General features: G+C 52.9%; 20 protein-coding genes. 10 read left to right on the top strand and 10 right to left on the bottom strand.

Annotated features, from left to right (window positions below; translation table 11 throughout):
• The first annotated feature begins 1 nt into the window (after position 1).
• Complete coding sequence (gene rluA / locus OGV71_RS04540; protein WP_003018849.1) at positions 2-661, top strand: bifunctional tRNA pseudouridine(32) synthase/23S rRNA pseudouridine(746) synthase RluA; 660 nt, start codon at positions 2-4, stop codon at positions 659-661.
• A gap of 95 nt (positions 662-756) precedes the next feature.
• Here the strand turns inward: rluA and djlA are convergent, their stop codons facing one another.
• A complete protein-coding gene (gene djlA / locus OGV71_RS04535) occupies positions 757-1,572 on the bottom strand; it encodes a co-chaperone DjlA (RefSeq protein WP_003845702.1) in 816 nt (271 codons plus the stop codon).
• Between the two features lie 255 nt (positions 1,573-1,827).
• Between djlA and lptD the strand changes: the two genes are divergently transcribed.
• Genes lptD through apaH form a run of 6 tightly spaced genes read left to right on the top strand, consistent with a single transcriptional unit; the run spans position 1,828 to position 8,573 of the window.
• Positions 1,828-4,188: an LPS assembly protein LptD gene (gene lptD, locus OGV71_RS04530; RefSeq protein WP_286532744.1), complete on the top strand. Its 2,361-nt coding sequence runs from the start codon at positions 1,828-1,830 to the stop codon at positions 4,186-4,188.
• Between the two features lie 53 nt (positions 4,189-4,241).
• The gene (gene surA / locus OGV71_RS04525; RefSeq protein WP_003018860.1) at positions 4,242-5,528 is read left to right on the top strand and encodes a peptidylprolyl isomerase SurA; all 1,287 of its coding nucleotides are present in this window, start codon (positions 4,242-4,244) and stop codon (positions 5,526-5,528) included.
• Entirely contained in the window at positions 5,528-6,520 is a 993-nt protein-coding gene (pdxA, locus tag OGV71_RS04520) for a 4-hydroxythreonine-4-phosphate dehydrogenase PdxA (protein ID WP_003018862.1), read from the top strand. The genes surA and pdxA overlap by 1 nt, the downstream gene beginning before the upstream one ends.
• Positions 6,513-7,334 carry a 16S rRNA (adenine(1518)-N(6)/adenine(1519)-N(6))-dimethyltransferase RsmA gene (gene rsmA, locus OGV71_RS04515; protein WP_204584118.1) on the top strand — a complete coding sequence of 274 codons (822 nt, stop codon included), beginning with the start codon at positions 6,513-6,515 and terminating at the stop codon, positions 7,332-7,334. Before pdxA ends, rsmA begins: the two co-directional genes overlap by 8 nt.
• A gap of 2 nt (positions 7,335-7,336) precedes the next feature.
• Positions 7,337-7,714, top strand: coding sequence for a Co2+/Mg2+ efflux facilitator ApaG/CorD (gene apaG / locus OGV71_RS04510; protein WP_003018867.1), 378 nt, complete (start codon positions 7,337-7,339; stop codon positions 7,712-7,714).
• A 10-nt stretch (positions 7,715-7,724) separates the two neighbouring features.
• Positions 7,725-8,573, top strand: a complete 849-nt coding sequence (gene apaH / locus OGV71_RS04505) for a bis(5'-nucleosyl)-tetraphosphatase (symmetrical) ApaH (RefSeq protein ID WP_016149534.1) — start codon at positions 7,725-7,727, stop codon at positions 8,571-8,573.
• Positions 8,574-8,669: 96 nt separating this feature from the next.
• On the opposite strand, the gene folA is transcribed toward apaH, so the two are convergent.
• The 9 genes from folA to OGV71_RS04460 all read right to left on the bottom strand — a co-directional run bounded on the left by folA (position 8,670) and on the right by OGV71_RS04460 (position 16,998).
• Positions 8,670-9,149 (bottom strand): type 3 dihydrofolate reductase, encoded by a 480-nt coding sequence (gene folA / locus OGV71_RS04500; protein WP_003018873.1) that lies wholly within the window; start codon positions 9,147-9,149, stop codon positions 8,670-8,672.
• Between the two features lie 198 nt (positions 9,150-9,347).
• Positions 9,348-11,210 carry a glutathione-regulated potassium-efflux system protein KefC gene (gene kefC / locus OGV71_RS04495; protein WP_003018875.1) on the bottom strand — a complete coding sequence of 621 codons (1,863 nt, stop codon included), beginning with the start codon at positions 11,208-11,210 and terminating at the stop codon, positions 9,348-9,350.
• Positions 11,203-11,733: a glutathione-regulated potassium-efflux system oxidoreductase KefF gene (gene kefF / locus OGV71_RS04490; protein WP_204584120.1), complete on the bottom strand. Its 531-nt coding sequence runs from the start codon at positions 11,731-11,733 to the stop codon at positions 11,203-11,205. Before kefF ends, kefC begins: the two co-directional genes overlap by 8 nt.
• Positions 11,734-11,836: 103 nt before the next feature.
• Entirely contained in the window at positions 11,837-12,070 is a 234-nt protein-coding gene (locus OGV71_RS04485; RefSeq protein ID WP_003018880.1) for a YgdI/YgdR family lipoprotein, read from the bottom strand.
• 90 nt (positions 12,071-12,160) lie between these two features.
• Positions 12,161-13,504 carry an MFS transporter gene (locus OGV71_RS04480; RefSeq protein ID WP_003845694.1) on the bottom strand — a complete coding sequence of 448 codons (1,344 nt, stop codon included), beginning with the start codon at positions 13,502-13,504 and terminating at the stop codon, positions 12,161-12,163.
• A 147-nt stretch (positions 13,505-13,651) separates the two neighbouring features.
• Entirely contained in the window at positions 13,652-13,939 is a 288-nt protein-coding gene (fixX, locus tag OGV71_RS04475) for a ferredoxin-like protein FixX (RefSeq protein ID WP_000203736.1), read from the bottom strand.
• Positions 13,936-15,222 carry an FAD-dependent oxidoreductase gene (locus tag OGV71_RS04470; protein WP_204584121.1) on the bottom strand — a complete coding sequence of 429 codons (1,287 nt, stop codon included), beginning with the start codon at positions 15,220-15,222 and terminating at the stop codon, positions 13,936-13,938. Before OGV71_RS04470 ends, fixX begins: the two co-directional genes overlap by 4 nt.
• A 48-nt stretch (positions 15,223-15,270) precedes the next feature.
• Entirely contained in the window at positions 15,271-16,212 is a 942-nt protein-coding gene (locus OGV71_RS04465) for an electron transfer flavoprotein subunit alpha/FixB family protein (RefSeq protein WP_048219742.1), read from the bottom strand.
• 15 nt (positions 16,213-16,227) lie between these two features.
• Entirely contained in the window at positions 16,228-16,998 is a 771-nt protein-coding gene (locus OGV71_RS04460; protein ID WP_204584123.1) for an electron transfer flavoprotein FixA, read from the bottom strand.
• Positions 16,999-17,478: 480 nt separating this feature from the next.
• Between OGV71_RS04460 and caiT the strand changes: the two genes are divergently transcribed.
• The 3 genes from caiT to caiB all read left to right on the top strand — a co-directional run bounded on the left by caiT (position 17,479) and on the right by caiB (position 21,497).
• Positions 17,479-18,996 carry an L-carnitine/gamma-butyrobetaine antiporter gene (caiT, locus tag OGV71_RS04455; RefSeq protein WP_003018896.1) on the top strand — a complete coding sequence of 506 codons (1,518 nt, stop codon included), beginning with the start codon at positions 17,479-17,481 and terminating at the stop codon, positions 18,994-18,996.
• Positions 18,997-19,030: 34 nt separating this feature from the next.
• Entirely contained in the window at positions 19,031-20,173 is a 1,143-nt protein-coding gene (caiA, locus tag OGV71_RS04450) for a crotonobetainyl-CoA dehydrogenase (protein ID WP_003018898.1), read from the top strand.
• Between the two features lie 106 nt (positions 20,174-20,279).
• Positions 20,280-21,497: an L-carnitine CoA-transferase gene (caiB, locus tag OGV71_RS04445; protein ID WP_204584347.1), complete on the top strand. Its 1,218-nt coding sequence runs from the start codon at positions 20,280-20,282 to the stop codon at positions 21,495-21,497.
• The last annotated feature ends 13 nt before the right edge of the window (positions 21,498-21,510 follow it).

The raw sequence follows: 21,510 nt of genomic DNA, 5'->3' as shown, positions 1-21,510 counted from the left end.
CATGGGGATGGAAAACTACAATCCGCCGCAGGAACCCTGGTTGGTCATCCTGTATCAGGATGAGCACATTATGGTGGTCAACAAGCCGAGCGGTTTGTTGTCTGTACCGGGTCGTCTGGATGAGCATAAAGACAGCGTGATGACGCGTATTCAGCGCGACTATCCGCAGGCTGAATCCGTCCATCGTCTGGATATGGCCACCAGCGGCGTGATTGTAGTCGCGCTAACCAAAGCGGCAGAGCGCGAGCTAAAACGCCAGTTTCGCGAGCGCGAACCGAAAAAACAGTATGTTGCACGCGTCTGGGGGCATCCCGCTCCGGCCGAGGGTCTGGTTGATTTACCGCTGATTTGCGACTGGCCGAACAGGCCAAAGCAAAAAGTGTGTTATGAGACCGGGAAATCAGCGCAGACAGAGTATGAAGTAGTGGAGTTCGCGGCGGATAACACCGCCCGGGTCGTGCTTAAACCGATTACCGGACGCTCCCACCAGCTGCGTGTGCATATGCTGGCGTTAGGGCATCCAATCCTCGGCGATCGCTTCTATGCTCCGCCCGAAGCGCTGGCGTTGGCACCCCGCCTGCTGCTGCACGCCGAGATGCTAACCATCACGCATCCCGAATACGGCAACAGTATGACGTTTAAAGTCCCGGCGGATTTTTAAATTCTGAGCCAATTTATGCCGGGGGCGCTTCGCTTGCCCGGCCTACATTCATTACCGTAGGCCGGATAAGGCGCTAGCCGCATCCGGCATAATTATTATTTAAAGCCTTTTTGTTCTTTGATTAACTCGTAAGCCTTCTGGATTTCCTGCGCTTTTTGCTTCGCCATTTCCATCATCTCTGGCGGCAGACCTTTCGCGACCAGTTTGTCCGGATGGTGCTCGCTCATCAGCTTACGGTAAGCGCGCTTTATGGTAGTCGCATCATCGGTCGTTTTCACACCCAGCACATTACAGGCGTCTTCCAGCGTCGGGCCGCGTTGCGCCTGCTGCCAGCCACCGCCGCCAGACTGCTGTTGATAACCGCCGCCAAACTGTGCGCCGCCCTGCATCATGCGCAGGAACTGATCAAATTGGGTACGTGAGATCCCCAACTCTTCAGCAATCACATACAGCACTTCACGCTCATTAGGATGTAACGACCCATCGGCAAATGCCGCCTGGATTTGAATTTCCAGAAACATGCGGATCAGATCGAATCGACCAAAACAGACGCTGCGAAACTGACGCATCTTTTCACGTAATGGATAATTATCCGATTTTCCTACCCGGAAGGCGTGTTGTGCAGCCGTTCGCGAATCACCGTGCAAATTCATCCGATCCATCAACTGGCTGGCGATATGAATATCGGCTTCCGTGACGCGACCTTTGGATTTGGTCAGATGCCCCATCACCTCAAAAGTGGTGGCAAAAAACAGCGCCTGGCGTTCACGTTGGTTGGCAAACCACGCCATTTTGCGCATGCGGGCTTTGTCGAACATGTGGCCAACTAACAGCCCCAGAACCACACCCCAAAAGCCGCCACCCATCATTAAGGCCACGGCTACACCAATTATCTTTCCCCAATACTGCATAGACTCCCCAAATCTTTATGCTCTCAGCCAGGCTATGTCCCACAATATAAGGTGCTTTTACCGATTTACGGCTGCGGTCAATTGTGGGACATCGCCTATAATTTGCATTATCATACCTGTCATTCAATGCCGTGCCTAACACCACGGATGCCTAAATGGGCAGGATTAACACTAGCGCAGTGAAGATGAGATAAGTTAGGCTGTGACCGTTTGTCACGCGCGACGCTACTGATGATGGAACAATAAATACAACGTATGAAAAAACGTATTCCCACTCTTCTGGCCACCATGATTGCCAGTGCCCTCTATAGCCATCAGGGCCTGGCAGCCGATCTCGCCTCACAGTGTATGCTGGGCGTGCCGAGCTATGACCGTCCTCTGGTACAGGGCGAGACTAATGAATTACCCGTCACCATCAATGCCGACAACGCTAAAGGGAATTATCCCGATGACGCGGTGTTTACCGGCAACGTGGACATCGCACAGGGTAACAGCCGCCTGCAGGCCGACGAAGTACAGCTTCATCAGAAGCAGGCTGAAGGCCAGCCGGAGCCAATACGTACCGTCGATGCGCTAGGCAACGTCCATTATGATGACAATCAGGTTATTCTGAAGGGACCGAAGGGCTGGTCTAATCTGAATACCAAAGATACCAACATCTGGGAAGGTGATTACCAGATGGTAGGTCGTCAGGGGCGCGGGAAAGCCGACCTGATGAAACAGCGTGGGGAAAACCGTTATACCATTCTGGAAAACGGTAGCTTTACCTCTTGTCTGCCGGGTTCCGATACCTGGAGCGTCGTCGGTAGCGAAGTGATCCACGACCGTGAAGAACAGGTCGCAGAGATCTGGAACGCCCGTTTTAAACTGGGTCCGGTTCCGGTCTTTTACAGTCCTTATTTACAGTTACCCGTCGGCGATAAGCGCCGTTCCGGTTTCCTGATCCCGAACGCAAAATATTCCACCAATAACTATTTTGAGTTCTACCTGCCGTATTACTGGAACATTGCGCCCAACATGGACGCCACCATCACGCCACATTATATGCACCGTCGTGGCGGGATCATGTGGGAGAACGAATTCCGCTACCTGACGCAAGCAGGTGCTGGCCTGATGGAGTTCGACTATCTGAACTCCGATAAAGTGTACGAAGATGAAAATCCGAAGGATGACAATTCACGCCGCTGGCTGTTCTACTGGCAACATTCGGGCGTGATGGATCAGGTGTGGCGCTTCAATGTCGACTACACCAAGGTCAGCGACACCAGCTACTTTAATAATTTTGATAACAAGTACGGTTCCAGCACCGACGGCTACGCCACGCAGAAATTCAGCGTCGGCTACGCGGTACAGAACTTTGATGCCACGGTTTCGACCAAGCAGTTCCAGGTCTTCGATGCGGCAAACAGTAACAGCTACTCTGCACAGCCGCAGTTAGACGTCAACTACTACCAGAATGACGTTGGTCCGTTTGATACCCGGATTTATGGTCAGGCGGTGCACTTCGTTAACACCAACGACAATATGCCGGAAGCGACGCGCGTTCACCTTGAACCGACCATCACTCTGCCATTGTCGAACAACTGGGGAAGTATCAATACCGAAGCGAAACTGCTGGCTACGCATTATCAGCAGACCAATCTGGACTGGTATAACAACAACCCGAGTAACGTTAACAAGCTCGATGATTCAGCCAACCGCGTCATGCCGCAGTTTAAAGTTGACGGCAAGATGGTGTTTGAGCGTGACATGCAAATGCTGGCGCCGGGTTATACCCAGACGCTGGAACCGCGCGCGCAGTACCTGTACGTACCGTATCGCGACCAAAGTCATATCTATAACTATGACTCGTCCCTGCTGCAATCTGACTATAGCGGCCTGTTCCGTGACCGTACCTATAGCGGCCTGGACCGTATCGCTTCCGCCAATCAGGTCACGACCGGGGTAACATCTCGCGTTTATGATGACGCAGCCGTTGAACGTTTTAATATTTCTGTGGGTCAAATCTACTATTTCACCGAGTCTCGCACTGGCGATGACCATACAGAATGGGAGAATGACGACAAAACGGGCTCACTGGTATGGGCTGGCGATACCTACTGGCGCATCTCCGATCGTTGGGGTTTACGCAGTGGGATCCAGTACGACACGCGTCTGGATAGTATCGCAACCAGCAATAGCAGTATCGAATACCGCCGCGACGAAAACCGTATGCTGCAATTGAACTACCGTTATGCCAGCCCAGAGTATATTAAGGCCGCTGTACCTTCACGCGATGTCACTAACGCCCAGTATGAAAATGGGATTTCGCAGGTGGGCGCAGTGGCAAGCTTCCCGATCGCCGACCGTTGGTCGATTGTCGGTGCTTACTACTTCGATACCAACGTGAACAAAGAAGCGGATTCCATGCTGGGCTTGCAGTACAACTCCTGCTGTTACGCCATTCGCTTCGGTTACGAACGTAAGCTGAACGGCTGGGATAACACCCAGAAACACGCGATTTATGACAACACGATCGGCTTTAATATCGAACTGCGCGGCCTGAGCTCCAACTACGGTCTCGGCACCAACCAAATGTTGCGTTCAAACATTTTGCCGTATCAAAGCTCTTTATGATCTGATTGATTTACAACGTAATCCGCATCGCGGTTAATTGAAATGGAAAAAGTATGAAGAACTGGAAAACGCTGCTTCTCGGTATCGCCATGATCGCGAATACCAGTTTCGCTGCCCCACAGGTAGTCGATAAAGTCGCAGCCGTCGTCAATAACGGCGTCGTTCTCGAAAGCGACGTCGATGGCTTAATGCAGTCAGTAAAACTTAATGCGGGTCAGGCTGGTCAGCAGTTACCGGACGACGCCACGCTGCGTCATCAGATCCTGGAACGTTTGATCATGGATCAAATCCTCCTGCAAATGGGTCAGAAGATGGGTGTTAAAATCTCTGACGAGCAGTTGGATCAGGCTATTGCCAACATCGCCAAGCAGAACAACATGACGCTGGATCAGATGCGCAGTCGTCTGGCACAGGATGGTTTAAGCTATTCGACCTATCGTAGCCAGATCCGCAAAGAGATGACCATCTCTGAAGTGCGTAACAACGAAGTTCGCCGTCGCGTTACTATCCTGCCTCAGGAAGTGGATGCCCTGGCGCAACAGGTAGGCAACCAAAACGATGCCAGCACCGAACTGAACCTGAGCCACATTCTGATCCCATTACCGGAAAACCCAACTTCCGACCAGGTTAACGCGGCTGAAAGCCAGGCGCGCTCTGTTGTTGATGAAGCGCGTAACGGTAGTGATTTCGGCAAACTGGCTATTACTTATTCCGCTGACCAGCAGGCGCTGAAAGGCGGCCAGATGGGTTGGGGACGTATTCAGGAGCTGCCGGGTATCTTCGCCCAGGCGTTAAGCACTGCGAAAAAAGGCGATATCATCGGCCCAATTCGTTCAGGTGTCGGCTTCCACATCCTGAAAGTCAATGATATGCGTGGCCAAAGCCAGAGCATCTCCGTGACTGAAGTTCACGCCCGCCATATTCTGCTTAAGCCGTCGCCGATCATGACCGATCAGCAGGCGCGTCTGAAGCTGGAACAAATCGCGGCAGATATTAAGAGCGGTAAAACTACCTTCGCAGCAGCCGCTAAAGAGTTTTCTCAGGATCCAGGCTCTGCCAACCAGGGCGGCGATCTGGGTTGGGCTGCAGCGGATATTTTCGACCCAGCTTTCCGCGATGCGCTGACCAAACTTCATAAAGGCCAGATGAGCGCCCCGGTGCACTCCTCTTTCGGTTGGCATCTGATCGAACTGCTGGACACGCGTAACGTTGATAAAACTGACGCGGCGCAGAAAGACAGAGCTTACCGTATGCTGATGAACCGTAAATTCTCGGAAGAAGCAGCAACCTGGATGCAGGAACAGCGCGCCAGCGCTTACGTTAAAGTTCTGAGCAACTAATGGCTCGTACTCAACGCGTTGTTATCACTCCCGGCGAACCCGCCGGGATTGGCCCGGACCTGGTGGTTCAGCTCGCCCAGCGCGATTGGCCTGTAGAACTCGTTGTCTGTGCGGATGCAGGACTTCTCAGTGACCGGGCAGCAATGCTCGGTTTACCGCTTTCACTCCTCCCCTACTCTCCAGATACCCCAGCCAGACCGCAATCAGCAGGCACATTGACGCTGTTACCGATTGCGCTGCGGGCACCTGCTGTCGCGGGTCAGTTGGCGGTAGAAAACGGGCAATATGTGGTGGATACGCTGGCTCGCGCCTGCGATGGTTGTCTGCAAGGTGAGTTTGCGGCGTTGATCACCGGTCCGGTTCACAAGGGCGTAATCAATGACGCAGGCGTTCCGTTTACCGGGCATACCGAGTTTTTTGAAGAGCGCTCACAGGCAAAGAAAGTTGTTATGATGCTGGCGACCGAAGAACTGCGCGTTGCCCTGGCAACCACGCATTTGCCGCTCAGAGCCGTTGCCGACGCCATTACGCCCGCCCTGCTTCAGGAAGTGATCGGCATTTTGCATCATGATTTACGCACTAAGTTCGGCATTGCCGATCCACATATTCTGGTGTGCGGTCTTAACCCGCATGCTGGTGAAGGCGGCCATATGGGAACGGAAGAGATAGACACCCTCATTCCGGTACTCGATGAACTGCGTGCGCAGGGGATGAAATTAAACGGCCCGCTGCCCGCAGATACGCTTTTTCAGCCCAAATATCTCGACCACGCGGATGCCGTGCTGGCAATGTACCACGATCAGGGTCTCCCCGTGCTAAAATACCAGGGATTTGGTCGCGGTGTGAATATCACGCTGGGCCTGCCCTTTATTCGCACATCCGTCGATCACGGCACCGCACTTGAACTCGCGGGCCGTGGACAAGCAGATGTCGGCAGTTTTATTACGGCGCTTAATCTCGCCATCAAAATGATTGTTAATACCAATGAATAATCGAGTCCATCAGGGCCATTTAGCCCGTAAACGTTTCGGGCAGAACTTCCTCAACGATCAGTTTGTGATCGAAAGTATTGTCTCTGCTATCAACCCGCAGAAAGGTCAGGCTATGGTCGAAATCGGCCCAGGCCTGGCGGCATTGACCGAACCAGTTGGCGAACGCCTGGACAAGCTCACGGTCATTGAACTGGACCGCGATCTGGCAGCACGCTTACAGACACACCCGTTTTTAGGGCCTAAGCTGACGATTTATCAGCAAGATGCCATGACCATGAACTTCGGCGAACTGGCACAAACGATGGGTCAGCCGCTGCGCGTATTCGGCAACCTGCCGTACAACATCTCCACGCCACTCATGTTCCATCTTTTTTCCTATACTGATGCAATTGCCGACATGCATTTCATGTTGCAAAAAGAGGTGGTCAATCGTCTGGTTGCAGGGCCAAACAGTAAAGCGTATGGTCGATTAAGCGTCATGGCGCAGTATTACTGCAATGTGATCCCGGTACTTGAAGTGCCGCCATCTGCATTTACGCCTGCGCCTAAAGTCGATTCCGCCGTAGTGCGTCTGGTCCCTCACGCGTCGATGCCGTACCCGGTTAAAGATGTTCGTGTGCTGAGCCGTATTACCACCGAAGCGTTTAATCAGCGCCGTAAAACGGTACGTAACAGTCTCGGCAACCTATTTAGCGTTGAAGTACTGACAGAGCTGGGCGTTGATCCGGCGATGCGAGCGGAAAATATCTCTGTCGCGCAATACTGCCGGATGGCTAACTATCTGTCAGAAAACGCGCCATCGAAGGAGAGTTAAACATGATCAATTCGCCCCGAGTGTGCATTCAGGTACAAAGCGTCTACATTGAGGCGCAATCCTCACCTGATGATGAACGTTACGTTTTTGCTTACACCGTAACTATCCGCAATTTGGGGCGAGCGCCTGTGCAGCTGTTGGGGCGTTATTGGTTAATCACTAATGGTCATGGCCGCGAAACAGAAGTCCAGGGTGAAGGCGTGGTTGGTGTCCAGCCCCATATCGAACCCGGCGAAGAGTACCAGTATACCAGCGGTGCGGTGATTGAAACGCCGCTGGGCACCATGCAGGGTCACTACGAAATGATCGATGAACAAGGCATCGCCTTTACCATCGACATTCCCGTATTCCGACTCGCCGTTCCAACACTCATTCATTAAAACAATAACTATGGCGACATACCTTATTGGCGACGTTCACGGTTGTTACGATGAACTGGTAGCCTTGCTGCATCAGGTAGACTTTAATTCCCAAAAAGACACCCTATGGCTCACCGGCGATCTGGTCGCCCGTGGGCCGGGCTCGCTGGACGTTTTGCGCTACGTGAAATCACTGGGCGACAGCGTACGGTTGGTATTGGGTAATCACGATTTACACCTGCTGGCCGTATTTGCTGGTATCAGTCGTAATAAACCTAAAGACAGGGTCACATCGCTGCTCGAAGCACCGGATGCCGACGAATTACTTAACTGGCTCCGCCGTCAACCGCTGTTGCAGGTGGACGAAGAGAAGAAGCTGGTGATGGCACATGCCGGTATCACCCCACAGTGGGACCTGCAGACGGCAAAAGACTGTGCTCGCGATGTTGAAGCCGTGTTGTCGAGCGACTCATATCCCTTCTTCCTTGATGCGATGTACGGCGACATGCCCAATAACTGGACCCCGGAACTGACCGGGCTGGCACGCCTGCGTTTTATTACCAACGCCTTTACCCGCATGCGTTACTGCTTCCCCAACGGTCAACTGGATATGTATAGCAAAGAGTCACCAGAAGACGCACCTGCCCCGCTGAAGCCGTGGTTTGCCATTCCTGGACCTGTCAGTGAAGCGTACAGCATTGCATTCGGGCACTGGGCATCGCTGGAAGGCAAAGGCACACCAGAAGGTATTTACGCGCTGGATACGGGGTGTTGCTGGGGAGGCGATCTCACCTGTCTGCGCTGGGAAGACAAACAGTACTTTGTGCAGCCATCAAATCGCCATCTGAATCTGGATCCTGGCGAAGCGGTCAACGCCTGAGAGATTTATGCCTGATGGCGCTACGCTTATCAGGCCTACATCTGGCACAAGAGTAGGCCGGATAAGACGTTTCGCCGCCATCCGGCACTTACAGGATTAACGACGCTCCAGAATCTCGAAGCAGTAGCTGTGAGAGTTTTGCGCGTCGGCATCGTGGAATTCACTGAACACCGACTCCCAGTCATCCGGTTCGTAGTCCGGGAAATGCGTATCCCCTTCGACTTCAGCATCAATGTGCGTCAGATACAGCTTCTGCGCTTTTGGCAGGAACTGCTCATACACGCGCCCACCGCCAATCACCATAATCTCTGGTTCATCACCGCAGGCCGCAATGGCTTCATCAACAGACTTCACCCACTGTACACGATCGTCAGTGCCAGGCTTGCTGCTGATGACGATATTTTTACGCCCAGGTAACGGTCGCCCGATGGATTCCCAGGTGTGGCGTCCCATGACAACCGGCTTGTTTAAGGTATTACGTTTAAACCAGGCGAGATCGGCAGGGAGGTTCCACGGCATGGCGTTCTCCATACCGATGACGCGATCTACCGCTAACGCCGCAATCAGACTGATCATTGAATATTTCCCGGATACAAAAAAATTGTCGCCACTATACGGAAAGCGCAATCTTTCGTCGACTGGCGGAAAGAGGATGAACAGGAAAATTTTCCGTTCTGCTGGCGAACCGACCTATTTAAGGTGGTACGCCAGCATTACAGTAGTTCAAAAACAGCCAATTAGCAGTAAAGTTTGCAGAACATCACATTTTTTACCCTATGCTGACGGTTTCACTTCCGGCTCATCGGCGACGTCGCCCGTATGCTTACCTTCATCCGTGCCTTGCCAGCCATGGCGTTGAATTAACGATAAGTGCTGACGATCTTCCGCAATAATTTCACTCAGCATTGCGCTGGTGCGTTTATAAACGGCCGCGCGGGAAGTCGCGTCATTTTCCCCTTTCACCATCTCCTCTACCATCATGGTATTGAATCGGCGGAATACGTCGGCCCGCTCACGTGCCTCATAGCGCCCAAGCCCGAGCCCCTCCAACGCCAGACGTCCGGTCTTCAGTGCACCTTCAAAGGTTTCGCGTTCCGGCATATCCACGCCCGCCTGGCGCAGGCGGATGTAATGATCCACATCGCGCGCACGAGCAATAATTTGCAGATGCGGGAAATGCTCTTTCACCATTTCGGTTAACTGCAGGCTGGTTTGCGGATCGTCAATGGCATTAATAATGACTTCAGCTTTCGCCGCCCCGGCAGACTCCAGCAGATCCATCCGGGTCGCATCGCCATAGAAAACCTTCATCCCGAATTTACGCAGCGTTTCGATATGGTCCGGGTCATGATCAAGAACCACCATTTTGACCCCACTCGACAACAACAGGCGACCGGTTATCTGGCCAAATCGCCCAAATCCAGCGATGATCACCCGCGGTTGCTCCTCATCGATTTCATCGGCTTCCCGCTCTTCCGAAGTCGCCGATTTTTCCAGACGCGTCAAAATCACCAGCAAAATCGGCGTAGCCGCCATCGACAACGCCACCGCCAGTGTCAGCGATTTCGCCCAGTCAGGATCGAGCACATTTGCCATTTGCGCCGCACCAAACACCACAAAGGCAAACTCACTGCCCTGCCCTAACAATACGGCAAACCAGCGACGCTGCTTGTTCGGCACCTGCAACGGTTTCGCTATCAACCACAGCATGACGGTTTTGATAACCAGGAAACCGACCAGCAAAATGATAATGCGCAAGGGATTATCAATCAGCGTACCAAAGTCGATAGACATCCCCACGCCAATGAAAAACAGTCCCAGCAGCAATCCTTTAAATGGCTCAATGTCGCTTTCCAGCGCGTGGCGATACTCAGAGCTTGCCAGCAGCACTCCGGCAAGAAAGGCCCCCATCGCCATCGACAGGCCAACCTCTTCCAGGAGCAGACCGAAGCCAAACACGAGGAACAGCGCAACGGCACTGAATACTTCCCGCAGGCCCGAACGCGCAACAAAACGCAAGGCCGGACGTGTGACATAACGCCCCAATACCACCACTAATACCAGTGCGCCCGCTACCTTCAGGGCTGACAATGCAAACGCCCCAAGCGTAGTCGATGCGCCGCTCGCCGCCAGTAACGGGATCATCGCCACCAATGGAATAGCGGCGATATCCTGGAACAGCAGCACGGCAAACGCGCTGCGGCCCATTTGCGAAACCATCAGGTTGCGTTCATTCATTGCCTGCATAGCGATCGCCGTTGAGGAAAGCGCCAGCGTCATGCCGATCAGTTCCGCTACCTGCCAGCGCAGGCCAAGGAACATACAGAACAAACCAATTAAGCCGCCGCAAACCACCATCTGTAGCGCACCGCCGCCGAACACCGATGCCCGCAATTTCCACAAACGTTGCGGATCCAGCTCCAGACCGATGACAAACAGCATCAGTACCACACCGATCTCCGCAAAATGCAGGATGGATTCGGCGTCCGTCACCAGCCTCAGACCCCAGGGTCCGATAATGCATCCGGCGATGAGATACCCCAGTACCGACCCTAATCCCAGCCGTACGGCGATGGGTACAATCAGCGCCGCCGATCCGAGATAAATCAGCGCCTGTATCAGCGTATGGCTATCCATGGTGTGCCTCCTGCCATTCCATCAGACGCTGTTTGTAGTGACGCGCCTGCGCTTGCAGCGTTTCATCATCACAGACAAACGTACAGTGCATCGCAAACGGCGGCAGCCATTTGAGGCCGCAATAGAGCGCTGTTGCCTGTAAAGGCTGAGAAAGCACATCAAATCCGGGATGGGAGCCAATATCGAAGTGGTTTTCACCGCCGCCGGTCGTCACCGCCCACAGCAGTTGTTTACCGTGCAGCGCAGTACCACCATGGCCATACGCCCAGCCGTGCGAAAGGACTTTATCCATCCACAGCTTGAGTAATGGAGGTGTGCTGTACCACTGCATCGGATGCTGCCAGATGATCAAATCAGCGCGCGCCAGCGCATCCTGTTCAGCGGCAATATCGATATTGAAGTCGGGGTAGAGCTGGTATAGCGAGCGTATCTCCACGCCCTCCAGCGTCCTTGCCTGTTCAAGCATCCGCTTATTCGCATGCGAATGTTGCGGATAGGGATGCGCATAAATGATGAGAATCATGATTAGCCTGTGTCACTGCATTATTGTAATAACAGTGAGTTTAGTCACTTAATCCACAGGCTAACAGTCAATATTATTGAGTGGCTGAATGGAGAAAACTGAACTAGTTGTCCAGTTCGCTCATATCCTTAACCTGATCGCGGTTAATCTGTTCCGTCTTACCCGTCTGGGCATTTTTGTACGACACCAGACCAGTATCATCATCAACCTGCGGTTTGCCGTCAGTGACGATTGTTTTGCCATCGGTGGTTTTAACCGCCTGGTTTGAGGAACAACCGGCCACGGTAAACAGTGCTGCTGCGGTAAAAATTGAGGTGATCAGGATATGTTTTTGCATGGTGTTCTCCCTGCTTTCAATTGTTTTCAGTGATATACCCAGTTAACTGTAGGCTAACTGACTGAGTTGCAGGGAAAATACAGAACACTCCTAATAGCCCGCCCTGGTCACGGGCTTACTGCGAATCGTCATTTGACTGGTTTGCGCCAGCGTCAGACCTCGCGTTTCCGGGGCGAAAGCGATGGACACAAGCAGGCCAATCAGCGAAATTCCTGCGCCCATCAGCATGACATTGCTGATACCGTATTTGGTGATGAATACCGGCAGCGCCCAGGTTGAAACAATAGTACCGATGCGGCTTAAGGACATAATCACCCCGACGGCAGACGCGCGAATGTCGGTAGGGAACAGCTCGTTTGGGTATAGCCACTGCAGGTTTCCCGGTCCCCCCGAGAAAAACGCGTACACGGCAAACGCCAGCACTACCAGCCACGCCCCCATATCAGGAATTAACCCCAGTACAGCCAACGCCAGCGTCATCATAATAAAGCTGCCAATTAACAATGGCCGACGGCCCGCGCTATTGAGCCAGAACATGGGCGGAATGCACCCCAGCATAAAGCACAGGCTTATCACCACATTGCCCAACGCGGCGCTTTTCCCGGCACCAAGCCCCAACAGTCCAACAATCTGCGGACCAAAAGTATAAATGGCGAACATCGGGATCACCTGACAGGTCCAGATAGCGGCAACAAACAGGACAAACGGGAAATGACGGCGGTTAAACAGCTGGAGAAAACGCGTCTCCTGCGGCGCCTCTTCGTCGAACACCACCGGTTCGCCGAACAGTTTGATCATCATCGCTTCACACTCTTTCACCCGACCTTTACGCAGCAGCCAGCGCGGCGATTCAGGAAGATCGAAGCGCCCAATCAGGATCAAAATACAGGGGATCACCGCGCTGCCCAGCATCCAGCGCCATCCTCCCTCAACATCATAAAGCCAGTAACCGACCAGATCGGCACAGGTGGCGCCGACATACCACATCGCGGCGATAAAACCGATGGAGAAAGCGCGCTGGCGGGTATTGGAGAACTCGGTAATCATCGAGGTAGCAATCGGATAATCGGCACCAATCACAATGCCGATCAGCACGCGCATCACCAACAGCTCAACGGGCGAGGAAACAAACATGGTTGCTGCCGATATCACGCCAATGGCGATAATATCGATGATGAACATTTTGCGCCGCCCGACTTTATCGGAAATGTAGCCAAACAGCGACGTCCCCACAAACAGACCGGCGAGCGTGCCGGCACCCAGCAGACCAATCCACTGTGCGTCCAGTTTCAATGCTGGCGTGAGCTGTTCCAGCGCTACGCCAATCATCACCAGCACATAACCATCCAGAAATGGCCCACCGCTTCCCCACAGCATTATCCGGCGGTGAATAGAGGTAAATTTGATGTCATCAAAGTTCCTGGGCTGCTGCATAGCGACTTCCTGTTTCAACACGGGCAAAGCGTCATCTATAGGCCGGATAAGGCGTTTACGCCCCCATCCGGCACTGGCGTCACATGATTGCCGGATGGCGACGCTAGCGCGTCTTATCCGGCCTACGGGTGCACAACCTCGTACTTATTAACCGTAGCGAAACTCCACGCCAAATGTCCCACGCGGGTATTCCCACTTTTCCAGCGCTGTATCGAGCCCGAGAATGCGGCACGTTCCGCACTCCAGGCATCCGGCGTAATCAAACCGTACGCTGCCGTCGTCCTGCTTTTTATACAGCCCTGCTGGACAGGCCTTAATCAGCACTTCCAGCGCCTGTTTATCAGGATCGGTTTTGAGAATGATATGTGGGCTGTCTTCATCGACATTGAACTTATTGACGCCCAGTTTGACGTCCACATTGACGGGAGATGTCATAATACGGTCACTCCTTTCAGGCCATCTTTCATCAGGTTGATGAAGCCCACTTTCTTCGCATGGCGCAGGATTTTTTTACGCATTGGCACCGGGGCGGAACCATCTACGGTGAACAGGTCGCGTGCGATACTGACCGCCATTTCGGGATAGGCGGTAAACATGCGCGGGTTATCAAGAAAAGCAGGAAGCTTCTGGTAAATACGCATATCGCGCATCGGGCCATCGTCCAGATGCTGACGGTATTCACCCAGCGACTGCTTGCTAAAGTCGTCGCGCTTCATCGCTGAAAGCACCGTTTTCGCCGCCGCTTCGCCTGCGGAAATGGCGAGATCCATACCGCGAATGGTAAAGCCGAGGTTCATACACATTCCGGCAGCGTCACCGGCAATCAGCACACCGTCCCCCACCAGTTCTGGCTGCATATTCATACCGGCTTCAGGTACGACGTGCGCGGCATATTCCACCAGCTTGCCACCGGCGATCAGTGGGGCAACCGCCGGATGCTGTTTGAAATCTTCCAGCATTTGCGGGACCGATTTTTTCGCGTCTTTCAGGTGATGAAGGCCGCAGACCAGCCCCAGAGAAAGGGTCGTTTCATTCGTATAGAGAAAGCCACCGCCCATCAATCCATCGGTTGGCGATCCGGCAAACAGGCAGGCTGCACCTTCGTTCCCCTGTAACTGGAAACGATCTTCAATTACCGATTTTGGCAGTTCGATCAGCTCTTTTACGCCGACGGCAACATGCGATGCCTCGACGCGCTTTGCCATACCCAGCTTTTCAGCCAGCAGAGAATTCACCCCGTCGGCGAGGATCACCACTTTGGCTTCCAGAATATCGCCGTCGGCTTCCACGCCCACGACTTTACCCTCGCGCTGCACAACGTTATCCACACGAATACCGGTGATAAGCTGGGCGCCCGCCTCCTCGGCCTGCTCCATCAGCCAGGCGTCAAATTTGCTACGTAAGACGGAATAAGAAACCTGCGACGATGCGGCCTCTTCACCATTGCAATAGTCGATGGTCATCGCCCCTTTGTCGGTCATAAAGGCGAGCTTTTCGTGGGTGATTATGCGTTCAATGGGGGCCTGCTCAGCAAAACCGGGAATGATGCGCTCCAGGCTATGCGCATACATGCGCCCACCGGTGACATTCTTCGCGCCAGCAGAATTGCCGCGCTCGATAACCAGCACCTGTGCACCTTCCCGAGCCAGCACCAGCGCCGCAACCGAACCAGCCAGACCTGCACCCACTATGATGGCATCAAAGATATCTTCGGACATACGTACTCCTGTCAGCGGCAGGATACCTTCGCATCCTGCCCGAATGGTTTAACGCGCTAAGGCAGCCGTCAGCGCAGGCAGGATCTTCAGCGCATCGCCAACGATGCCATAATCTGCATACTGGAAAATCGGCGCATTTTTGTCTTTGTTGATGGCGAAAATCGTCTGTGCGCCGTTGGCACCGACCATATGTTGGATCTGCCCGGAGATCCCCACGGCCAGATACAGTTCAGGCTTAAGCATCAGGTTGGAGATGCCGACGTAGCGTTCATGCTCCATCCACTTCTCGTTTTCCGCCACCGGACGGGAACAGGCCAGCTCAGCGCCAATCGTCTGGCACAGCGCTTCTGCCAGCGAGATATTTTCTTTGCTACCAATACCGCGTCCCACGCTGACCACCAGACGGGCTTTGTCGAGATCGACGCTGTTGCTCTGACGCGCCTGAGTTGCCGTACGGGTCACGACAATGGCCGGAGCCTGCCACTGTACGGTATGCATCTCGCCGCTGCGGGTGGTATCCGGTTGCTGCGCGTCAAACGTTCCGCTACTGAGAGTGATCACGGCAAACGGTGAAGCGATTGTTTCTGCTCCCATCGCCAGGCCGCCGTAGACCATATGTTTGACCGCCGCTTTTCCATCCTGCACCGCGACTGCGCTGGCATCATTTGAGACTGCAGCCGACAAGCGAAAGCCCAGCTTTGCCGCTAACAGCTTGCCCCGACGTGTATTCGGCAGCAGCACCGCGCCGCCCTCGCTGTGCTGACGAATGGTCTGAGCCATCACATCGGCGTAGTCTTCAACCATACGGTCTTCTGGTTTGCCGCTGAGCAGCCAGACATGATCCGCGCCTAAATGACATGCCGTTGCGCTGTCCGCATCGCTGAGCACAAACGTGTTAACTTTTTCACCTAAAGCCTGCGCACCATTCATCAGTTCCGGCAGACGAGAAGGGGTATCGCTGAATACCCAGATACTGGAAAATTTGTTCATAACATCCCCTGATAATTAAATGATTTTGCGAAGATTCTCGACAAACGCGGCAATCTGTTCTTCACCGTCACCTTCAATTACAACGCGCTGACGCTCGCGCTGTTTCGGCGCAGCAACCTGTTGTGCGGAATACGCCTGCACGCTGTTCAGCCCAAAGTCTGCAGGTGACCAAACCTGAACCGGTTTTTTCGCCGCACCAAGAATGGCTTTCATGGAAGGGATTTGAGGGGTGTTGATGTCAGTAGAGACCGCGATAACCGCCGGAAGCGGGATACTCAGGGTTTCAACTTCATCTTCCAGTTCACGCTCTACCGTCAGAGTGCTGTCGGTAAGAGAGAGGATTTTGCTCACGCCGTTTATCGCCGGCACGTCCAGCATTTCGCCCACCAGCAGACCAACCTGCTGAGCATAAAGATCGGAAGAACCGTCGCCGCAAATAAGCAGATCAAAACCGGATTTTTGCACGGCGGCAGCCAGCGCAGTGGCAGTTTGTTGCGGCAGCGCCTGTTCAAATTGATCGTCAATGACAACAATCAGTTCATCAGGGCCACGGGAAAGCACATCTTTGCGCCCTTTTGCATTGGTCAGCGCTTTGCCTCCGACGCTCATGGCCACAACCTGAGCCTCTCCCACCTGCTGTTTTAACTGGCAAGCCGCTTCGATCGCATTCAGATCATATTGGCTGATTTTGCCATCTGCTTTGCTGAAATCGAGTGTTCCATCAGCATTATTAATCGCAATATCCTGCTCATCAGGTACGCATTTGTAGCAAGTAATTATCTTCATTGCATCTCCAGAAATCATGAAGGAAACGTATTTATATCGGCGGTGTTAAATACAGATATCACGCTCTTTAATTCGGAAATAAAACCTTAATCACCAATATTGAAAATGTCACACATTGAAATTCGTAACTTTCAATAGTGTTACATGCCTCACCAATATTGAAAGAATCACGTCAAATATGAAAATTTTCAATATTGTCTGCTGGTTCAACAATATTGAACGCCAGTCACTTAAAAAAGTTAAAAAACCAATGTCAATATCATGATTAACAAAGAAATTATCTAGATTTCCAGACAAAATAACCAGCATAAAAAAGTGTGACACAGATAACAGAATAGCCGGAAATGAATACCCATTATGAGTTACTCACTGAGGCGCCCCAGAGGTTAAAAAGTCATCAACAAATCATTAATAATAAATAAACAAACGATCACATACGGGCACGCTAAATAAATTTCGTTTTCACACTGGAATTCACTTATGAAAAATGAAAAGAGAAAATCGGGAATTGAACCGAAGGTTTTTTTTCCGCCATTAATAATTGTTGGGATACTTTGTTGGCTAACAGTAAGAGATCTTGATGCCGCTAACGTCGTTATTAATGCGGTATTCAGTTATGTCACCAACGTCTGGGGTTGGGCATTCGAATGGTATATGGTCGTCATGCTCTTCGGATGGTTCTGGTTAGTCTTTGGCCCGTATGCCAAAAAGAAATTAGGCGACGAAAAACCCGAGTTTAGTACCGCCAGCTGGATTTTTATGATGTTCGCCTCCTGTACATCCGCCGCGGTGCTGTTCTGGGGTTCCATCGAGATCTACTACTATATCTCTACCCCGCCGTTCGCTTTGGAGCCCAATTCCACGGGTGCTAAAGAGATCGGTCTGGCGTACAGCCTGTTCCACTGGGGGCCGTTGCCGTGGGCAACCTACAGCTTCCTTTCTGTGGCCTTCGCCTATTTCTTCTTTGTGCGCAAGATGGACGTCATCCGTCCCAGCTCCACGCTCGTACCGTTAGTGGGCGAAAAGCATGCGAAAGGGCTGTTCGGCACCATCGTTGATAACTTCTACCTGGTGGCGCTGATCTTCGCGATGGGTACCAGCCTCGGTCTGGCGACGCCGCTGGTAACCGAGTGTATGCAATGGCTGTTCGGTATTCCGCATACGCTGCAACTCGACGCCATCATCATTACCTGCTGGATCATTCTGAACGCCATTTGCGTAGCCTGTGGCCTGCAAAAAGGAGTCAGAATCGCCAGCGACGTGCGTAGCTACCTGAGCTTCCTGATGCTGGGCTGGGTGTTTATCGTCAGCGGCGCCAGCTTCATCATGAACTACTTCACCGACTCGGTCGGCATGCTGCTGATGTATCTGCCGCGCATGCTGTTCTATACCGATGCCATCGGTAAAGGCGGATTCCCGCAGGGCTGGACTGTTTTCTACTGGGCGTGGTGGGTCATTTACGCCATCCAGATGAGTATCTTCCTGGCGCGTATTTCTCGAGGTCGTACCGTACGTGAACTGTGCTTTGGGATGGTGCTGGGCCTGACCGCTTCCACCTGGATCCTGTGGACAGTCCTTGGCAGCAACACGCTGCTGCTGATGGATAAAAACATTCTCAACATCCCGCAGCTGATTGAACAACACGGCGTGGCGCGCGCCATTATCGAAACCTGGGCCGCCTTGCCATTCAGCACCGCCACCATGTGGGGCTTCTTTATCCTCTGCTTTATTGCCACCGTCACGCTAATTAACGCCTGCTCCTACACCCTGGCGATGTCCACCTGTCGCGAAGTTCGTGATGGTGAAGAACCGCCGCTGTTGGTGCGTATCGGTTGGTCCGTTCTGGTCGGCGTCATCGGCATCGTTCTGCTGGCGCTGGGTGGGCTGAAGCCCATTCAGACCGCAATTATCGCCGGAGGATGTCCGCTGTTCTTCGTCAACATCATGGTGACGCTGTCCTTTATTAAAGACGCCAAAGTGCACTGGAAAGACAAGTAATTCTTATTAACCCAATTGATCAAGAGGCTGAAAGATGGATTTCAACTTAAATGACGAGCAGGAACTGTTTGTCGCCGGTATTCGTGAACTGATGGCCAGTGAGAACTGGGAAGCTTATTTTGCCGAGTGCGATCGCGACAGCGTCTACCCTGAGCGTTTTGTAAAAGCACTGGCAGATATGGGCATCGATAGCCTGTTGATCCCGGAAGAACACGGCGGGCTGGAAGCCGGTTTTGTCACCGTTGCCGCCGTCTGGATGGAACTCGGACGTCTTGGCGCACCAACCTATGTGCTGTACCAGTTACCGGGGGGTTTTAACACTTTTCTGCGTGAAGGTACCCAAGAGCAAATTGATAAAATCATGGCGTTCCAGGGAACAGGTAAGCAGATGTGGAACTCTGCAATTACCGAACCGGGAGCGGGATCGGATGTTGGCAGTCTGAAAACCACTTATACACGCAAAAATGGTAAGGTTTATCTTAATGGCAGTAAGTGCTTTATCACCAGTAGCGCCTATACCCCGTACATTGTAGTGATGGCGAGAGATGGTGCATCACCGGATAAACCTGTTTATACCGAGTGGTTTGTTGACATGAGCAAAGCGGGTATCAAGGTCAACAAACTGGAGAAACTCGGTCTGCGCATGGATAGCTGCTGTGAAATCACCTTTGATGACGTTGAACTGGACGAGAAAGACATGTTCGGTCGGGAAGGTAATGGCTTCAACCGCGTGAAAGAAGAGTTTGACCATGAACGCTTCCTCGTCGCACTGACCAACTACGGTACGGCAATGTGCGCTTTTGAAGACGCAGCGCGTTATGCCAACCAACGCGTACAGTTTGGTGAAACGATCGGCCGTTTCCAGCTGATTCAGGAGAAGTTCGCGCACATGGCGATCAAACTGAACTCCATGAAAAACATGCTGCTGGAAGCCGCATGGAAAGCGGATAACGGCACTATTACCTCGGGCGACGCGGCCATGTGCAAATACTTCTGCGCCAACGCGGCATTTGAAGTGGTAGACACCGCCATGCAGGTGCTGGGTGGCGTGGGTATCGCGGGTAACCATCGCATCACGCGCTTCTGGCGTGACCTGCGCGTTGACCGTGTTTCTGGTGGTTCTGACGAAATGCAGATCCTGACGTTGGGTCGTGCGGTATTGAAGCAATACCGTTGATTCGTTCGTTTCGTAGGCCGGATAAGGCGTTTACGCCACCATCCGGCAATATGCCCGGTGGCGCTGCGCTTACCGGGCCTACAAAAAAAATGCCAGGAGAAAAATGATGCATCATTTACCAATGCCAGCCTTCGGCCCGCTTTCCGGGGTACGCGTTGTCTTTTCAGGGATCGAAATTGCCGGTCCGTTCGCCGGACAGATGTTCGCCGAATGGGGTGCTGAGGTTATCTGGATTGAAAACGTCGCATGGGCCGATACCATCCGTGTGCAACCTAACTATCCGCAGCTCTCACGCCGTAATCTGCATGCCCTGTCGCTGAATATTTTCAAAGATGAAGGCCGGGAAGCGTTTCTGAAGCTGATGGAAACCACCGATATTTTCATTGAAGCCAGTAAAGGCCCGGCCTTTGCCCGCCGCGGTATTACCGATGAAGTGCTGTGGGAACATAACCCGAAACTGGTTATCGCCCACCTTTCCGGCTTCGGCCAGTTTGGTACCGAGGAGTACACCAATCTTCCAGCGTATAACACCATCGCACAGGCATTTAGCGGCTATCTGATCCAAAACGGTGACGTGGATCAGCCAATGCCAGCCTTCCCGTACACCGCCGATTACTTCTCCGGGATGACCGCGACGACAGCGGCGCTGGCGGCTCTGCACAAAGTCCGCGAAACGGGTAAAGGTGAAAGCATCGATATCGCCATGTACGAGGTGATGCTGCGCATGGGTCAGTATTTCATGATGGATTACTTCAACGGCGGCGAAATTTGCCCACGCATGACCAAAGGCAAAGACCCGTATTACGCTGGCTGCGGCCTGTATAAATGCGCCGATGGCTATATCGTCATGGAGCTGGTCGGCATCACGCAAATCAACGAGTGCTTCAAAGATATTGGCCTCGCCCACATTCTTGGCACGCCGGAAGTTCCGGAAGGTACCCAGCTTATCCATCGCGTGGAATGCCCTTACGGCCCGCTCGTGGAAGAGAAACTGGACGCCTGGCTGGCAACGCACACCATCGCCGAAGTCCAGGCGCGCTTTGCTGAGCTGAATATCGCCTGCGCGAAGGTGCTGACCATTCCGGAACTGGAAGGCAACCCGCAGTACGTTGCCCGTGAATCCATTACTCAGTGGCAAACAATGGATGGCCGCACCTGCAAAGGTCCGAACATCATGCCGAAATTTAAAAACAACCCGGGGAAAATCTGGCGTGGCATGCCGTCACATGGCATGGATACTGCCGCCATTCTGAAAAACATTGGTTATAGCGAAGCAGACATAAATGAGCTGGTCGGCAAAGGCCTGGCCAGAGTTGAGGAATAAACGCGACGCGCTG

This window comes from Citrobacter sp. Cf088 (assembly GCF_030334295.1).
Taxonomy (GTDB): Bacteria; Pseudomonadota; Gammaproteobacteria; order Enterobacterales; family Enterobacteriaceae; genus Citrobacter; species Citrobacter freundii.
This window is presented reverse-complemented; position numbering and strand designations above follow the sequence as displayed.

What these genes read in the sequence shown, in the direction of transcription:
- rluA (WP_003018849.1), top strand. Translation starts at nt 2, where the DNA reads ATGGGGATGGAAAACTACAATCCGCCGCAGGAACCCTGGTTGGTCATC.
- djlA (WP_003845702.1), bottom strand. Translation starts at nt 1,572, where the DNA reads ATGCAGTATTGGGGAAAGATAATTGGTGTAGCCGTGGCCTTAATGATG.
- lptD (WP_286532744.1), top strand. Translation starts at nt 1,828, where the DNA reads ATGAAAAAACGTATTCCCACTCTTCTGGCCACCATGATTGCCAGTGCC.
- surA (WP_003018860.1), top strand. Translation starts at nt 4,242, where the DNA reads ATGAAGAACTGGAAAACGCTGCTTCTCGGTATCGCCATGATCGCGAAT.
- pdxA (WP_003018862.1), top strand. Translation starts at nt 5,528, where the DNA reads ATGGCTCGTACTCAACGCGTTGTTATCACTCCCGGCGAACCCGCCGGG.
- rsmA (WP_204584118.1), top strand. Translation starts at nt 6,513, where the DNA reads ATGAATAATCGAGTCCATCAGGGCCATTTAGCCCGTAAACGTTTCGGG.
- apaG (WP_003018867.1), top strand. Translation starts at nt 7,337, where the DNA reads ATGATCAATTCGCCCCGAGTGTGCATTCAGGTACAAAGCGTCTACATT.
- apaH (WP_016149534.1), top strand. Translation starts at nt 7,725, where the DNA reads ATGGCGACATACCTTATTGGCGACGTTCACGGTTGTTACGATGAACTG.
- folA (WP_003018873.1), bottom strand. Translation starts at nt 9,149, where the DNA reads ATGATCAGTCTGATTGCGGCGTTAGCGGTAGATCGCGTCATCGGTATG.
- kefC (WP_003018875.1), bottom strand. Translation starts at nt 11,210, where the DNA reads ATGGATAGCCATACGCTGATACAGGCGCTGATTTATCTCGGATCGGCG.
- kefF (WP_204584120.1), bottom strand. Translation starts at nt 11,733, where the DNA reads ATGATTCTCATCATTTATGCGCATCCCTATCCGCAACATTCGCATGCG.
- OGV71_RS04485 (WP_003018880.1), bottom strand. Translation starts at nt 12,070, where the DNA reads ATGCAAAAACATATCCTGATCACCTCAATTTTTACCGCAGCAGCACTG.
- OGV71_RS04480 (WP_003845694.1), bottom strand. Translation starts at nt 13,504, where the DNA reads ATGCAGCAGCCCAGGAACTTTGATGACATCAAATTTACCTCTATTCAC.
- fixX (WP_000203736.1), bottom strand. Translation starts at nt 13,939, where the DNA reads ATGACATCTCCCGTCAATGTGGACGTCAAACTGGGCGTCAATAAGTTC.
- OGV71_RS04470 (WP_204584121.1), bottom strand. Translation starts at nt 15,222, where the DNA reads ATGTCCGAAGATATCTTTGATGCCATCATAGTGGGTGCAGGTCTGGCT.
- OGV71_RS04465 (WP_048219742.1), bottom strand. Translation starts at nt 16,212, where the DNA reads ATGAACAAATTTTCCAGTATCTGGGTATTCAGCGATACCCCTTCTCGT.
- OGV71_RS04460 (WP_204584123.1), bottom strand. Translation starts at nt 16,998, where the DNA reads ATGAAGATAATTACTTGCTACAAATGCGTACCTGATGAGCAGGATATT.
- caiT (WP_003018896.1), top strand. Translation starts at nt 17,479, where the DNA reads ATGAAAAATGAAAAGAGAAAATCGGGAATTGAACCGAAGGTTTTTTTT.
- caiA (WP_003018898.1), top strand. Translation starts at nt 19,031, where the DNA reads ATGGATTTCAACTTAAATGACGAGCAGGAACTGTTTGTCGCCGGTATT.
- caiB (WP_204584347.1), top strand. Translation starts at nt 20,280, where the DNA reads ATGCATCATTTACCAATGCCAGCCTTCGGCCCGCTTTCCGGGGTACGC.